Consider the following 16513-nt stretch of genomic DNA (forward strand, 5'->3'; position numbering starts at 1 on the left):
GATGAGTGAGGCGCATACAGCCGCTAATACAAGCACCTCTGCTGAGGATACCCATGACGTCAGACACACAGACGTGTTGATCATTGGCGCAGGTCTTGCAGGGTTGAGCACGGCACTGGCCTTACCGCAAACACTTAACGTGACGATACTAAGTAAAGCGGCGCTGGACGTTTGCTCCAGTCATTATGCCCAAGGCGGTATCGCGGCAAGTTTAGATGCCAAAGACTGTGCCGCTGATCATATCGCTGATACGCTCATCGCAGGCGCAGGATTGTGCGAGGCAAAAAATACCACAGAGATCCTAAGCGCTGGCCAACAAGCGGTGCAATGGCTGTGTGAGCAAGGCGTGCCCTTTACTCGCCTCCCAAAACAACACGCGTCATCAGAAAAAATAGCGACATTAAATGGTTTTCAGCACCTCCATGAGGAAGACCTTGAGACGGCCGCCTTACAAACCAGCGACTTACACTTGACCAAAGAAGGCGGCCATGGCTGCCGGCGCGTCGCTCATGCTGATGATGCCACTGGCCGACATATTATGGAAGCCTTAGTTAAAAAAGCGCAAGCGGCGTCCAATATCACTATCCTGCCCTATCATGAAGCGCTTCATCTGCTAAAAAACACTGATAACCACTGCCACGGTGCATACGTTTTTGCTCATGACAACCAGCGTCCGCTGACTTTTTATAGTCGCGCAGTGGTGCTGGCCAGTGGCGGTCTAGGACAGTTGTTTAAACGTGCCAGCGCGCCCAATGTCTGTGTCGGCGATGGCGTGATGATGGCATGGCAAGCAGGCTGCCGCTTGGCAAACCTGGAGTTTATCCAGTTTCATCCGACAGGTTTGGCGCTTGGTGACAGTAGTTTTTTAATCTCTGAAGCCCTGCGCGGAGAAGGCGGACGGCTGTACTGCCCGCAGACAGGCAAACGCTTTATGTTAAAGGTCGATACACGCGCAGAGCTGGCACCAAGAGACATCGTCGCTCGTGCTATCGCCGAGCAAATTAGCACCAATGGACTTGGCCACGTTCATCTCGATGTCAGTCACTTGCCAGCGCCATTCCTCCAAGCGCACTTTCCGCAGATTTATCAGACATTATTAGCCCTCGGCATCGACATCACCACCGACCCAATCCCAGTCGCCCCCACCGCGCATTATAGCTGCGGCGGGGTAGTCACTTCTGCTAATGGCTTGACCGATGTGACAGGGCTCTATGCGGCGGGAGAAGTCGCTTATACAGGCTTGCACGGCGCCAATCGCTTGGCTAGTAACTCGCTGCTAGAATGCGTGGTGGTCGGACGAAATATCGCCGCCGATATCCCGCGCTATTTGAAAGCAATAGAAAAGCTAGATACAACGTCATTTTATACTAACTCAGAGCCGTCCATCTATGATGTTTGGACACCGCCGATGCTGGCAGACTGTCAGCGCATCACCTTGCCATCATCCATTGAATACCAACGCCATGCTAATGACCATCACAACGTCAATGTCCGCACCAGCACAAACACTGATATCGCTGGCATAACCACCCAATTAAAAGCGTTGATGACTTCACATCTGGGCATCACTCGTAACGCAGAGCAGCTCGAGCAAGCGCTGGGGCAAATCCGGCAGTGGCAACAGCAGCTCGGTGGCGGAAGCTTGAATCACATAGATACTAAAAGCAAAGACTACGTCATCTCCTGCCATACGCTGCCCTACGTTCAATTAACCAGGCAGTTGCAGTTAGCGGCTTTGATTATCCAGTCGGCTTATCAGCGTCATGAGAGCCGCGGCGGTCATTATAGACAAGACTATCCAAACTTAGCGAGCAAACCTTTGACCAGTGTCATTGAGCCGCCCTCGCTGACCGCATTTGCTACTATTGACGATATAGACATGACAGCCCATATAACAACAGCGGATGTGCAAAAAACAACTGTATCGCCTTTAGCCATGTGGGAGTCCGGTTAATATCTACCAACACCACATAGTTTATCAACTATAGTTAGGATTAAAGAAGCATTTACGCTATCATAACAACTCAGCTGTAAGCGTTGCGACATAGCCCGCGACATAAAATGGTGGCATTTGGATCTTAAAGTTATGGCTTCTGATATCGTCTTTGTGATCGCGCTGATGGGGGTGGTTAGCGCGGTATGGGGAGCGCTGGCCATACCACGCCTGCGCAGACGCCTACCGAAGATTTATTTGATCGCACGCTCATGGTGGTTTATGCTGGCGGCGCTCTTTGGCTGCTATGCAGTCGCAAAGATAGCAGATCGCCATGCCGAGCTTTTGACGTCCAGATATCCCTATCAATGGCTGCTTATTGGTTTTTTTGTGCTGATTGGTCTGCGCGGTGGCTACGAAATCAAACGGATATGGTGCCTACCTAGTAGAGCGCGACTGATCCATAAGCTGCAAAGCCGCGGCCTGCAGCCAAGCGTCACTCCCACCTCCTCTACTGACCACACCGCTAGCGCGACCACTCCACACTACACGCGCCCAACGGGTTTAGATGGGTTATTAAGCATAGCATTTGTCGCCTTGATTGTCAGCTTGATTGCCCTCCAGCAGCTGACGTGGCAACGCGAGCAGTATGGTGTCTTATTGTTTGTATTATTTGCCAGTCAATTTAACGATATCGCGCAGTATCTATGCGGTCGCCTACTTGGTCATCGCCTGTTTTCACGTGGCCTAGCGCCGCGCATCAGCCCCAATAAAAGCATTGAAGGCGCTGTCTTTGGTAGTATGTGTGCCGCGCTACTGGCATCGCTACTGGGGGTCTGGCTGACGGGGTTTGAATGGTGGCTTTGCTTGCTAGCCGCGTATGGATTGGCAGTGAGCGGTATCGCAGGCGATCTGCTAGAGTCTGCGTTTAAACGTCAGCACGGTATCAAAGACACAGGTACCATGCTAGCAGGGCACGGCGGCGTATTGGACCGTATCGATAGCTTGCTGATTGGCGTGCCTATCTTTACCGTCCTTTATTGGCTGCTGGGTTAAATAAAGCCTATTGCAAAGACAGTTTTTTTACTCATTTTTCATTACTCATTGTTTTTTATCAAGCTGGCTGCGTAATACCCAGTCTAATAACGGCTTGGGCACACTGTTTAAGGCATAAATAATATAACGCATCGCCCATGGAAATATGGCAAGCTCGGTATCATCAGCGATCGCTTGCATGACATGCTGGACGGCGGTCTGTGTACTGATGATAAATGGCTTATGACTGGCATCACCGTCATTTAGATCACGCAGCGCTTGGGTATCGATATAGCCTGAGGCGATGCCGTTTACTTGAATATCATACGGGCGCAGTGCCAAGCGATAGGCGCTGGCCGTGGCTATCATCGCGCGTTTGCTTTTGGCATAGAGGCTGGCATAAGGATAGTTCAACGCCCCAGCGATGGAGGCAATGCAGATGAGACTTGGCTTGCCATATTGCCTCATGTCAAACGATGTCGGCTGCTGTTTTAGCCGCTCACTTGCCCACCAAAACACCTGCTCAAATGCTTGTAAGTTAATCGCTAGCATGCGCGTGCTGTCTGCCGCATTGAGCGTCCGCACCCGCTCGTTGGTATAACTGCCCGCACTATAAATCAGCCGATAAAACGTGATGGCAGATAAGCGCTGCAAAAACTCATGCGTGTGGGCGCGGTCAGTCAGATCACAGCGATAGGTGGTGATGTGCGGATATTGACGATTGATCTGCGCTATTTTTTGGCGATCATGACCCACCACACTCACATGCCAGCCCAGTTGCTGGTGATGACGTGCCAATGCCAACCCCAAACCACTGGTGCCACCGACGATGATGACGTGCGGTGCATCAGCGGTGGCAGGCTTTAAGGCGTTTGGTTTAAGATCTATCATATCATCGGTTCGGCATAAATCGCGGTATTCGTATATCGTCAGTTCAAAATACCATCGTTATAAGTCTAAGCGCGCTACTGGGATAAATGTGGCATAGCCGCTGGCGGTATAGGCATAAGCAAAGGTATAAACACAGTACGCCTGTAAAACGGTAGCGCTAAAGTAGGTCAACTATAGCGTATGCTGCCGAATATAGCTGCTCGTTCGCTGATAGCCATATTGCCACTGCGCCTGCATTTGCTGCACAAAACCATCATAATCACGATGAATCAACGCTACGGTCATTTGCTTTATACTAAAGCGCTTTTGCACGCTTTGGCCTGCGAGCTGCTCGGCATTGTCAGCAAACGGCAACCAATGCAGCTGCTCGGTATGGCGATGGCTTGGCTCTCTATGATAGCCATGCACCTGTGCCAAACGAGCATTGGGATCAAAACCAAAGACACGCTTAATCGCTGGGGCAGCAAGCCAGGTATCATAACCCGCTTTGCTCTCGGCAAATACCGTTTGCCCCAGCTGACAGGCCAGCTCAACGGGTGTGAGGTTGATGACACCGCCTAAGCACCAACCGAGCGCTGAAATATGGGTGGGTGGTAGATAGTACATATCGGCCATAGACGCACGTATCGCGTCCGCAAAACTCCACTGGCTCACTATCTGTACATGCGGCGGTATGCGCCCATCAGCAAACGCATGCGCAGGTGATCGTATCTTATTGTCAGCTGCGCCTTGCATGGCGGCGGCAAGCGACATCATAGTCGCCATACGCGGCGAGGCAAATAACAACTCTTGCAATACTGCTGCTGGACCCGCCGCCGTATATGAGGCAGGTGGCCACGCGCTGTCAACCCCAGAGGCTTTTTGCAGACGGCTGGCGATGATGGCAACCTCAGGTATGGCTTGCTTGGTGCTTTGAATACAATTATGACCACAGGCACTCTTGTCTCTACGCTCATTACGCTCATTGGCAACACCAGATAGCGCATCGAGCCAATACCGCTCATCATCGATACGAAACATGGCCAATTGCTGCAGCTCTGCGAGTAGCTGCTCATAGCTGGCTGGCGATGAGTGTTGCGGTTTGACGCTTTGCTTGCTTGCTAAGCGCCAACGCTGTATGGCCTGCGTTATATAGCGCATTTTTGATCGTCTATTTGCTTCATCTGGCCTGACATGCCTGATTGCACAAATGGCGGTATACAGCTCATGGCTATACAGCAGTGCTTGCAAGTCTTTTGGCTCAGGTGCAAGATGTACCAAATACGCCGAGAGGCTGCCGCCGCAAGTACCTATGATCATATCTGGCCTCAAATCATGGGCGACCAGCGCGGCATAACTGCCCAGATAATAGGCAAAGCGCGAGCCGCCTCCCGAAAACAGCTGCACACGCTCATATGTTGTGTGCTTATTTGTCATCGAGCGGGGCGACCTTTACCGCCAGTGATACCGTAAAGATACCAAAACGATCGATACGCATGCTGACTTTTTGAAAGCCTGCCTGCCTGACCAGCTGGTCCATCTCCGCTGGGGAGCGGCAACGCATCACCCAGTCACGGCCGCGATGGTTGTTTAAGGTTTTACTGATAAACTCTTGCTCAGGGTGCCATGGTTGATTGGTATAAATCAGGTAGCCATTTGTGTTTAAGTTATCATAAATACCTGCTAATGCAGTCTCGGGTAAGCGGTTGTCAGAAAACAGCTCAAACAATCCAGAGACGATAGCGATATCAAACCCTGCATCAGATTTTGCGTTGTTTGATGATGGCATATGTAGTGATGACGCGGTGGCACTATCCTCCTGCACGGCCTGCGTATAACTGGCAGGGTCAAAAGCGTCCTGCTTCCTGACCACCACTCGATCAGTGATACCTAAGCGTTCAGCTTTTGCTTGTAGCGCTTGAATATTATGCACCTCATAATCTCGCAGCTCAGCTTGTAGCCCCGTAAATTCCGTCAACAGATCAAATGCATAATAACCATGGCCACTGGCGATATCTAGCAGCTTTGGTTGATAGCGCTCAGAGCTACTTGGTTTTTTCCCTTGGGGGTTGTTGTCTTCGATAGCTGTCAGTGCGATACGCGCCAGCTCTAATATATGCTCGCGGCGGATACGAATGCCTTGCCAGCCGATGTTGTTAAGATAGAATTTATCGACCGCTTGACCAAACTTGTTTTGGCCACTAGGCTGGTTTTGATAGACATGATCGAGCGAATGCCCTGAGTCAAAGCCATGCTCAAGCCCTGTGGCAATCGCATCGCTCACATGACCAAATGTTTGCATCGCCAACCGAGTCAGCGCAAAGCTTGGATTAAATGGCTTGATAGCCAGTCGATCAACCTTGTCTTTGCTGGCGCTATGCAAATGCGCCGCCCTTAAATCCGCTGTTTGTACCGGTGTACTAAATACCTCCTCGGCAAACGCCAGACAGTCGGCAAACACATCGGCTTTGTTGGTCTCATGAAAGATGGCATGGTAGCTATCAGGATACAGCTGCCAGCGTTTGCTTGGGCTATTGATCGCCTCATAAAATGTCCGCTCTGCTTGCTTATCCACCACATAGTCTTTGCCAGCACACAAGACGAAGGTCGGTACGGTGATGGCCTCTGCATCATCGAGCAGACGTTGACCGGTCGCGTGCGTGTCGATCAGCAGGTCGGTTGAGATACTGCTAGAGATCAGCGGGTCGGCATTGTAGGCGTGCTGCGCGTCTTGGTCATGGGTGAGGACTTGCGCTTTGACGTAGCTGCTGACGCGTGACATCAGCCCAAGCGTACGCGCTACCTTTAGCGACGGTATAGCAAAAGGCAAATACAGACGAATCTTGAGCGCAGGTGTACCGAGTATCATGCCGCGGATGTTGGGCGCATAATCATGCACCCACGCGGCGGCGAGCACGGCACCGATACTACTGGCGACGATTAGTGTGTCGTCGATGGCGATGCCGGTTTGTCCCATCACCAGCTGAACAAAGTCATTTAAATCGCGCTCAAGCTCGGTGACGCTCTCGGCATGATCTTTGATACCACCTGATCGGCCATTGCCGCGCGCATCCCACGCAAACACCTGATAGCCTGCCGCTGCAAACTGTTGCCCCAGCTCTGCCAGACGTCCTGAATGCTCATGACCACGATGCAACAAAATCACTTGCCGTAAGCACTGATCGGCGTTTTTTAACTGCTCAATAGGCATCGTTAGCCAATAACGGTAATAAATCGCCGTGCCATCATACGCGTTATAGCAGCTCTCACCTTCTATCACGGCTGCTTGTAATACCTCCGTAGCCGCGCTAGGAGAGGCTGGCATATCCTGCGCCGCTGTATCATTTATATTTATAAAATCAGAAGACATGGTCTGGGACTCCAAAGCAGTATGGGCTGAGCGCGGTACAGGCGGCTGACGCTGTAGATACAATGCGGCCATATAGCGCAGACGATTGAGGCATGTTTTTAGCAGTAGTATTTCTATTAGCATAAAAAACGGACTTGCTGAGCGATGAGACAATGATATCGGTACGCTAAGGCTTTTTGCCGCCCCAAGCGCGCCCAACACAAACGCGCGGTCACTTTTGCCCAGCGGCCCTTGATTGGCTCGAGCGCCCACCGCAGCATCGCAGGCGATGGCTATCAGCTCAGTGCTGACACTCAGTATCATCATCCCAAAGACATGACGCTGCTGATGAGCATGCTGATCAATCACATTTTTAGATGGACAGCTTGGCTGAGCGCTATGAGGTAGCAAGCTGCTGATGAGCGCCGTATCGGCAATAATGTCACCTGCTTCATTGAGCACACCGCCCAGCGCAGATGCCTGTGCATGCTCACGCGCCATCATGCCATCGATGGCATTGAGCGCCATACGCACAAACAGCGACGACGGTAGCAGCGCCCAAAGCGCCTGATGGTGAGCCGCAGGCTTGGCAATCACATAGGCTGTCCCTAGGCTGAGTATCACAGCAGATATCGTCACTTGATTGGCGCTGCATCCTGACTTAGCCAATGTATCGCTTATGGGGCGCAACTGGTCTTGAAACTGAGATTTGAGCTGATAGAGCGACATAGGGCTGACCACAGAGGTTGAGTGCCTTAATGTAGCAACAAAAGTTGATCAGGTAAAGATAAGCCAAGCATATAAAAGTACTATTCGCGGCCAGTATCGTTCTATTTTATGATGAATATCATGCGCGGATAGCCGTATTTATAAATGAATATGATACAATCTTCGGCTTGTTTAAAACCGCTGCGAGCCTGCCGACATGCAAAGCCTGATTACCCTTGTCCTGGTATTAATGCCAATGTTTATTGGCTTTGCCATCCCCTCGAATCCCCGAATGACCAAGCTTGCGGATAAAGGCTTGTCATACTTGGTGTTTATTATCTTAGCGCTCATCGGTATCGAGCTGTCACAAGTGGAAGGGCTGGGCAGTCAGATAGGTGAGATTGCTCTATATGTCACCATCTTATCGATACTGACCATTGGCAGTGGTTTGTTTGCGCTTATGCTCTTTGACCGTCTGCGCCCGTGGCATGCCAGAAAACCCAGCGTCAAATCCAAAGAGCACCGCGTCAGTATCCGCGGTAGCTTGGCACAAGTGGTTTGTGTCGTGATTGGCATGGTGATTGGTTATTTTTTACCGGCAGGTTATATGCCGCCTGAAAACACCATGACCGTCATGCTGATGATATTGATCTTATTGGTCGGTATCGGCCTCAAAGGCTCAGGCATCACTCTAAAAGAAGTCCTGCTCAATAAGCGCGGAGTGGAGATGAGTATTATCTTTACCCTCTCGATATTGGTCGGCGGGCTTGTCTTTGCGCTGATATTTAGCGATGTATCGTGGACCAAAGGCTTGGCGCTGGCCTCTGGGTTTGGCTGGTATTCGCTATCGGCCATCGTTATGACCGATGCTTATGGGGCGATTTGGGGCAGTGTGGCGCTGTTTAATGACTTGATACGCGAGTTTTTTGCGCTATTATTTATTCCCGTCTTTATGCGTAAGTACCCATCAGCAGCGGTCGGACTTGGCGGTGCGACGAGCTTAGACTTTACCTTGCCTATCATTCAACAATCAGGTGGCCTAAAAGTGGTGCCACTGGCGATTAGTTTTGGCTTTATTATTAATATTGTCTCGCCTGTACTGATGGTGGCGTTTTCGGCGTTGGGGTGAGTTGACTAGATGTTATAATTAAGCTTGTTATTACTAGATATCGTGACAACCTGATTGCCAACCATTTGTTTGACGATATTATCAATTGTTTTAGGGTCTTCATCGCGCAGATGACTGTTAAGGTAATTGATCAAACTCGATTTTTTTACAGGTCGTGAGCTGACAGGCCGAGCCTTAATAGATGCAATAGCGCATTGATATACGGTACGTTGGTCTATCGTCTTTGAGCTTACATTTTTAACACTGGTTTTTGTTTTATGGACTGATAAATCATCTAAGGTTGGATAACAAACTTTTTGATTGTTTTGCTTTATCAGTCCTTGATTTTTTAGCCATGTAATAACTAGGTTTACTTGGGACTCATCGTTTTTTTGACGATAGCTGGCAAGTTTTTGTTTGATGACGTTGGTTAATCCAGTCATAGTCTTAGCTTTACTTAGTAATACTTTTTCGGTTACTAAATTTAATATATCCTGACTGTCCGTGTTGTAGCAGAGTTTTTCGTTTTTACTATCGAGCTCTATAAGCCCTTTCTTGATAAATTTATCAAAGACTTTTTCAATGATATTGTTTTGTTCGGCTTCATCAAATTTAACTAAAGCTTCTGCTAACGCGTATTTCTTCATCGCAGAGAGTAGGTTTGATTTATAGCTTGGCAAAAACATCTTGCGATTTACTATGTTATCGAACACCAAAACATAGCAGTCATGAATGACAGATTGAGGCGTTTTTTCTTCACTGATTGGTACTGTAGCGGTCTTTATCTCTACCAGATCATCACTATTAGTATCGTCATAGAACACTTCGTTTTGACTGGTATCAACGATGAGTTGACTTTGTTCTATATCAGCCTCTATCGTGTTCTCTACCTCATAGGCGAGGCTTAATTGGTTAGCATCTGCTGCGCGTGTGATGGCCATACCGTCATACACAGTGTTGAGATGCTCAACCAAGATATCGTAACCACTGTCTCTTGCCAAAATACACACATCCGCCTGTGCATCGATTTCAGATATTTTGCCAAGATAAAAAGACAAGTAAAAATCTAAAGCGTTTTTACCTGCATGCTGCATCTTGATGATATGTACATTATCGCTGTTGAATTCGAGTAATGCTTCGACCAGCTCAAGAGGCAAGCTCTTTTGCTGATGTACGCCCAAAAACAACCATACATGGCATTCCTTTGTATCCATGCCCTCAAAGCTCTTGGGTTGAATGTTTTCATAATCAATTAAAATATGCTTCATCGAAATATTCTTATTATTTGGTTGTCACAATATGCCCTAAACCCCACTCGCCTGCTTCGCAAACAATCGCATGAGTGGTTTTATCTTGCCAACGCGGTACATACCTTCACTGCGAATCTGCTGAATCGGACGCATCTGCGCAAGCGAGCCTGCAAACAGCCAATTAAGCGCCGAAAAGCTATGCATCATCAGGCTATTATGCGGTCGGCGTAGACGCTCATAGCTACGCAAAGTTTGGGTACTGCCCCACAGTTTATTGCCGCTACGCGCATAGTCGTGCATCAGCTGTTCACTTAGCGCCTTCACATCGAGCATGCCCAGATTTAATCCCTGACCTGCCAGCGGATGCACACCATGGGCGGCATCGCCTATTAGCACCAAATTGTCCTGTACATAACGCTTCGCTTGCTGCGCGGTCAGTGGAAAGCTGGCAATTGACTCTATCTGCTCGATGGCGCCCAGCTCATAGTGACTGGCAGCGGCCAATTTATCAGCAATCACGCGCTCGTCTTCCTCAAGCAAAGCCAGTGCCTGATTGCGCGGCAGCGTCCAGACAATGGATTGCCAATGCTGCGGATTAACTTTATCTTCATCGGTGATATCCGCTAAAGGCAACAGAGCCAGTGTCCCTGTCGGTAGCATGGCTTGGCGCGCGGTCGCTTGATGAGGTTTGGCAGTCTGAATCGCACAGCAAATCGCGGTTTGGTTATAATCAAGCGTGTCCAGCCCAATCGCCGCCTGCTGACGGACAAACGAGCCACGACCATCGGCACCGACGAGCAGATGCGTATCGATAGCAGCGCCGTCCGCTAGCGTCACACGGTAGCCCTGCTGCGTCCCGCGCCAGTCCATATTGACGACTTTTTGCCCTGCGATGACGGTCAGATAATCATTGACATCCTCCTCAGACAGACGCTGCCATAAGGCATACTCGATGACCGCTGGCTCAACCATACTACCAAGCAGCTCTGGCGCACTGCGGTCACTATCGCCAAATAATAGCTCGCCCATACCGTTCAGTTGCCATACCTGCATCTGCGAGTAATCCGCCTTGCGCCCCGATAGCGCTATCTTTTGCCAAGCGCCCACGTCTTTTAGCAGCGCAATACTGGCGAGGCTCAGCGCATAAACACGGGCATCGCGTTTACCTAGCACCTGTTGCCAACCTGATTCATCACGTTGTGGGCGCGCATCGATTAAGGTCACGGGCATTTTGGCCTGCGCCAGCTTTAGCGCCAGCGTCGCACCGACGATACCGCCGCCGATAATGAGTGTATGGTTGTTTGTCATAAGTTAGCTCTCGATATCAGGACTTGTTAGGGCGTGTCTTCAATTCACTTGATAGTTATCTAAATGGGCTAAAAATAGCGCATCACTTTAGTTATGGGTATTACGATTTTAAGCCCATGGCATAATTTGCCACCAGCGGTTTGATATTGGGCAGTTTATCAAACGCCACCAGTGCCATATTACGCGCCAGTTTGATGGCAGGATTGGGATGGGTAAAGCCATGGACGACCGCATCACAAAAACGAATGACGCGTTTTTGGTCGGTTTGACGGGCTTTTTCGTAGCGCGTGAGCAATGCCGGACTACCGATATCCTCGCCTCGCAACACTTGCGCGCTCAGCATTTTTGCCAGTACGTGAGCATCGCGCATACATAGATTAAAGCCCTGACCTGCCACTGGATGCAAGGTGTGGGCAGCATTACCCATGATGACGCAGCGGCCAGCGACCTGTTTATCTGCCAGTACGCGTGTCAGCGGATAGGCACCGCGGCGACCAGCGTTGATAAACGTGCCAGCACGATCGCCAAATGCCTGCTGCAACGTCGCCAAGAAATGTGCATCATCTTCTAGATATCTTTTCTCTTCGCCTTTTGGGCAGACCCAGACTACTGAGCGCCGATAGCCCTGCTGATACTCATCGTTGCCATCACCCTCTGGGTCAGTCAATGGTAGCACCGCCAGTGGCCCTGCTGGACTAAAGCGCTCAATGGCGACATGGTCGTGCGACTTATCTGTCTCTACCACACCGACGATGGCGGTTTGCTGATAATCATAGATCGTCGTGCCGATGTCTAATAGCTGGCGCACGGTAGAGTCGCGGCCGTCGCAAGCGACCAGTAGACTGGCCTGCAGCTGCTGCTCGTGCTCTTCTTCGCCATAGTAGCTAAAGCTGAGCGTCACGCCATCAGACTGCTGCTCGACAGCGATGACGTTGGCGTTATCAATGATACTTATCAGCGGCTCTTGCTGCGCGGCCAGTAATAGCTTGCGCCCCAGCCAAGCGTTTTCCATCACTTGCCCAAACGATTCGACCTGCTCTTCCGCTTTATTTAATTGCGCGCGGCCAAAGCTGCCTTGCTCGCTGATCTGTACCGCATCGATACGGCAAGCATGGCTTTGTAGCTCATCCCACAGCCCAATCTCTTGATAAATCTGTACGCTGCGCCGCGACAGAGCGGTGTTGCGACTGTCCAAATAATGACTGCGCGTGCGGTCATCTTGCGGGCTGATGGTTGGGTAGCTGTTTTTTTCGAGCAAGGTGCTGGCGATACCATGATGGGCGAGCAGCAAGGCAAAAGACAGACCCACATGACCGCCGCCTGCGATCAGGACTTGCTGCTCGGTGATTGCTGCTTTTTTTTTGACAGTTGATGACGTTGCGTTGGTGTTTTGCATCATGCTATTCCTAATCATATTGCTTTTAATGGTGTGATTTCTTATTTTTCAGGCGTTATTTATTAAGCCCTAGATTACCACAGTTTGCTTGAGTTTCTGTGCCCTGACACGTATGCAAAGCGTGTACTGGCCTGCTTGCAGTCATAGCATAAAAGACTGACCTGAGGGTGAGCTACGCCAAAGCATACCTGACCATTGCAGCCGTTTGCCCACCAGCCCGTGGTTGCAATCTACATACAAAAACCCCGCCATCTGGGCAGGTGATGGCTTGAATTTTAAAAACTATCTACCATAATGAAGACAAGACATTGATTTATCATTAATCCCAAAACCAATAATAATTTTACCGTTATCTATATCGCTAGCAGATACGCCAAATGCGTGTTAAAAGGCGCGTGACACACTGCCCGCCCAGACACCTTGACGAACGACCTTTATTACCCATTTTATTTTTTATCATTTTATTTTTTATCTCTGAAGCCCGTGGCGCTTTCCATGTTGATCTCATCAGCATCAGGCGATAGCAGCGGGTACACAACACAAGGATAATCGCTTGACTGATTCTATGAGCCGCCGTATAAAGTTTGAATCATTGACCCCAGCACAGCTCAAGACCGTGCTTGGTGAATACAACAACCACATGAAATACCTACAAGATCGCCTCGATATCAAGATCATTCAACGCCAAGGCGACTTTTGCCTGAGCGGGGATGTGACTGCGGTCGAGCGCGGCGAACGCATCATCTATAAGCTGGTCGATGAGGCGCAAAACACCAAGGATATCAGTGCAGAAGAGCTGCATTTGATTATCCAATCGAGCGTCTCCCGCGATGAAGACATAGCAGACGATGAGCAAGAATCTGCCGATAATGAGGACGATACAGCTGATTTAGATTCGGCAGATGAGTTTACCCCCATTAGCCTGCGTACGCGCAAAGGCCGTATCATCCCGCGCGGGGGCAACCAGCAGCGCTATGTCAAAAACGTGCTCAGCTCCGATGTGTCCTTTGGTATTGGGCCTGCTGGTACCGGCAAGACGTATCTGGCGGTGGCCTGCGCGGTCGATATGCTAGAGCGCAATGAGATTGAACGCATACTGCTGGTACGTCCAGCGGTAGAAGCTGGGGAGAAGCTTGGGTTTCTACCTGGTGATCTCACACAAAAGATTGACCCCTATCTGCGCCCACTTTACGATGCCCTCTATGAGATGCTTGGCTTTGAGAAGGTCGGCAAATTGATCGAGCGGCAAATCATCGAGATTGCGCCGCTGGCTTATATGCGTGGCCGCACCTTAAACAACTCATTTGTCATTTTGGATGAGGCGCAAAACACCACACCTGAGCAAATGAAGATGTTTTTGACGCGTCTGGGCTTTGGCTCACGCGCCGTCATCACAGGGGACATCTCACAGGTCGACTTGCCACGCGGTACCAAATCAGGCTTGGCACAGGCGATGGATATCTTAAGCGGTATCGAAGAGATTCATATTACTAAGTTTGACTCAAAAGACGTGGTGCGCCATCAGTTGGTACAAAAAATCGTCGAAGCCTATGATGTGTTTGATGAAGAGCAAATTGCGCTACAAGAAAAACGTAAGTTTGAGCGCATCAAAGAGCAAGAGCGCAGACAGGCGGTGGCAGATGCAGCCTCTAAGCTGTAGCTAAACGTCGTTAAACCGTTATCTCTAACCCAAAAGACCGGATTACTAAACATAGTGATCTGGTCTTTTCGTTAACATTAAACAAAATGAGTCTTGATAAGCGTAATATAGTGAGTTCAGTATAAAAACGATACAGTGGGACTGGGATGAATTTTACGCAGCATCGAGCGGCGCAGGCATAGCACGCAAGAAAAATTTATACCAACTCCACGTTGATATACAATATATCTGTTTTATGTAGAATCGACGATACCTCTCCTTAAGGTGACGCTATGAACCAATCTAACAACGATAATATAAACGCCCTAAAGATAAATAATCTAGACAAAGTTGAGCTAGATGTCAGCGCTCTTGATAGTATCGATGAGGGGGTAATCAGTCGTTACTACAGTGCAGATCGTCTATTGCCAATCATGGCTGCAACTTTAAAATATATAGATAGACGTATAGAAAACGGTCTGATGCTCCCTTATTTTACAGATATTAGTCTTGAGACGTGGCAGCACAAGATCAAAGCGCTAGATATATATATCACGGACAAGATTGAAGGTCGTGAATTAAACCTAGAGGCGCGAGGCAAGGATTATGCGACCAATATCTTATCCTATCCAAGCGACTTGCCCGTCGCCATTATTGACCTGATGCCAACCCTACCACTCGGCGAACTGATCATCTGTCATGAAGTCGTGGTACGAGAAGCCGCCGAACAAGATAAGACTGTCGCGCAGCATATCAGTCATTTACTAGTACACGGTGTGCTGCACCTACTAGGCTTTGATCACGAGCTTGGACAAGCTGAGCAAGATGAGATGGAGGGGTTTGAGATAGAGATTTTGGCAAGTCTCAACCTCCCAAACCCCTATCTACCAAACGCTTGAATTTGACGAGATAATTTTTGACCGAACCAACTCCTCAGAATAAGCACTGAATAGCCAATCCTTGTTCAGTCTCTAGTCATAGGCTGAGTCTTTACTCATAGGCAGTTTTTGCGACTGACCCATCTGATTGATCATCTGATCCAAGCCTTTGACATGGACGCTACGCTGCGGGAATGGAATCTCAATCTTCTCATCATCTAAAGCGTATTTAAACTGCTCAAGCAAATCACACTGCATCGTCCACCAATCAGCATTTGTCGTCCAGACATTGAGGGTCAAATCGACCGAGTTGTCGCCCAGATTGGTCACGCGTACGATAGGCTCAGGGTCGGTAAAGGCCATTGGGTTGTTTCTGGCCAAGCTCAGCATCACCTCTTTGGCAGTTTTGATATCGGCATCGTAGCCGATCCCAACTGTGATATCGACGCGGCGATTGGGCAGCGCCGTATAATTGGTCACCGCTGAGGTGGTGATATCGCCATTCGGGATGATGATATCGTGGTTGTTGATCGTGGTTAGGTGGGTGTTGATCAACGTAATCTCGGTCACCGTCCCTGTGTAGCTGCTAATCTGTACATAATCACCGCGCACAAAGGGGCGAAAAGTGACGATCATGATACCAGCGGCAAAGTTTGATAGCTGATCCTTCAACGACAAACCAATCGCGACTGCTGCACCGCCCAGTATGGCAACGACCGATGTCGTTTGTACCCCGACCTTGCTCAGCGCGGCCAACACCACCACCACCAGTAATACGCCATAAAGCAAGCGCCCTAAAAAGCTGGCCACCGTATCATCTAAATGACTGCGGAGCATAATACCATGAGCAAAGGTGACGGCTTTTTTGGCCAGCCAGCGCCCGACCACAAATATAACGATGGCAAAAGCCACTTTGACTACTAAGCTCAATGCGTTACTGGTCAAAGCAGCAACATCGACTGTAAAACCTAAAAATTCCATACTGACTCTTTTTGTTTAAGTGTATTGTTATATCTAAGCGTATTGATAAAAACGCCGG

Annotated in this window: 12 protein-coding genes; 5 read left to right on the plus strand and 7 right to left on the minus strand. The window is 49.4% G+C overall.

Features of this window, described 5'->3' with window-relative positions:
• Window position 1 precedes the first annotated feature (1 nt).
• Together nadB and R0I52_RS00715 are read left to right on the plus strand one after the other, a co-directional pair.
• The gene (gene nadB, locus R0I52_RS00710; protein ID WP_410524019.1) at window positions 2-1954 is read left to right on the plus strand and encodes an L-aspartate oxidase; all 1953 of its coding nucleotides are present in this window, start codon (window positions 2-4) and stop codon (window positions 1952-1954) included.
• 132 nt (window positions 1955-2086) lie between these two features.
• Window positions 2087-2989: a phosphatidate cytidylyltransferase gene (locus tag R0I52_RS00715; protein ID WP_317052733.1), complete on the plus strand. Its 903-nt coding sequence runs from the start codon at window positions 2087-2089 to the stop codon at window positions 2987-2989.
• Window positions 2990-3034: 45 nt separating this feature from the next.
• Here R0I52_RS00715 and R0I52_RS00720 read toward each other — a convergent pair whose 3' ends face one another.
• From R0I52_RS00720 to R0I52_RS00730, 3 genes are all read right to left on the minus strand, one after another.
• Window positions 3035-3859, minus strand: a complete 825-nt coding sequence (locus R0I52_RS00720; RefSeq protein WP_317052734.1) for an SDR family NAD(P)-dependent oxidoreductase — start codon at window positions 3857-3859, stop codon at window positions 3035-3037.
• A 171-nt stretch (window positions 3860-4030) separates the two neighbouring features.
• Window positions 4031-5275, minus strand: coding sequence for a patatin-like phospholipase family protein (locus R0I52_RS00725; RefSeq protein WP_317052735.1), 1245 nt, complete (start codon window positions 5273-5275; stop codon window positions 4031-4033).
• On the minus strand, window positions 5265-7916 hold the full coding sequence (locus R0I52_RS00730; protein ID WP_317052736.1) for an alpha/beta fold hydrolase: 2652 nt from the start codon (window positions 7914-7916) through the stop codon (window positions 5265-5267). The genes R0I52_RS00725 and R0I52_RS00730 overlap by 11 nt, the downstream gene beginning before the upstream one ends.
• Before the next feature lie 196 nt (window positions 7917-8112).
• Here R0I52_RS00730 and R0I52_RS00735 point away from each other — a divergent pair, with 196 nt between their 5' ends.
• Window positions 8113-9024, plus strand: a complete 912-nt coding sequence (locus R0I52_RS00735; protein ID WP_317052737.1) for a lysine exporter LysO family protein — start codon at window positions 8113-8115, stop codon at window positions 9022-9024.
• 5 nt (window positions 9025-9029) lie between these two features.
• On the opposite strand, the gene R0I52_RS00740 is transcribed toward R0I52_RS00735, so the two are convergent.
• From R0I52_RS00740 to R0I52_RS00750, 3 genes are all read right to left on the minus strand, one after another.
• Window positions 9030-10271: a PIN domain-containing protein gene (locus tag R0I52_RS00740; protein WP_317052738.1), complete on the minus strand. Its 1242-nt coding sequence runs from the start codon at window positions 10269-10271 to the stop codon at window positions 9030-9032.
• A gap of 36 nt (window positions 10272-10307) precedes the next feature.
• Window positions 10308-11561, minus strand: a complete 1254-nt coding sequence (locus tag R0I52_RS00745; RefSeq protein ID WP_317052739.1) for an FAD-dependent oxidoreductase — start codon at window positions 11559-11561, stop codon at window positions 10308-10310.
• Between the two features lie 100 nt (window positions 11562-11661).
• Entirely contained in the window at window positions 11662-12957 is a 1296-nt protein-coding gene (locus tag R0I52_RS00750; protein WP_317052740.1) for an FAD-dependent monooxygenase, read from the minus strand.
• Between the two features lie 553 nt (window positions 12958-13510).
• Here R0I52_RS00750 and R0I52_RS00755 point away from each other — a divergent pair.
• On the plus strand, window positions 13511-14617 hold the full coding sequence (locus R0I52_RS00755; RefSeq protein ID WP_317052741.1) for a PhoH family protein: 1107 nt from the start codon (window positions 13511-13513) through the stop codon (window positions 14615-14617).
• Window positions 14618-14889: 272 nt separating this feature from the next.
• Window positions 14890-15495 carry an rRNA maturation RNase YbeY gene (gene ybeY, locus R0I52_RS00760; protein ID WP_317052742.1) on the plus strand — a complete coding sequence of 202 codons (606 nt, stop codon included), beginning with the start codon at window positions 14890-14892 and terminating at the stop codon, window positions 15493-15495.
• Between the two features lie 72 nt (window positions 15496-15567).
• Here the strand turns inward: ybeY and R0I52_RS00765 are convergent, their stop codons facing one another.
• Window positions 15568-16455 (minus strand): mechanosensitive ion channel family protein, encoded by an 888-nt coding sequence (locus R0I52_RS00765; protein WP_317052743.1) that lies wholly within the window; start codon window positions 16453-16455, stop codon window positions 15568-15570.
• Between the last annotated feature and the right edge of the window lie 58 nt (window positions 16456-16513).

Source organism: Psychrobacter sp. CAM01 (assembly GCF_032842965.1).
Lineage (GTDB): Bacteria > Pseudomonadota > Gammaproteobacteria > Pseudomonadales > Moraxellaceae > Psychrobacter > Psychrobacter celer.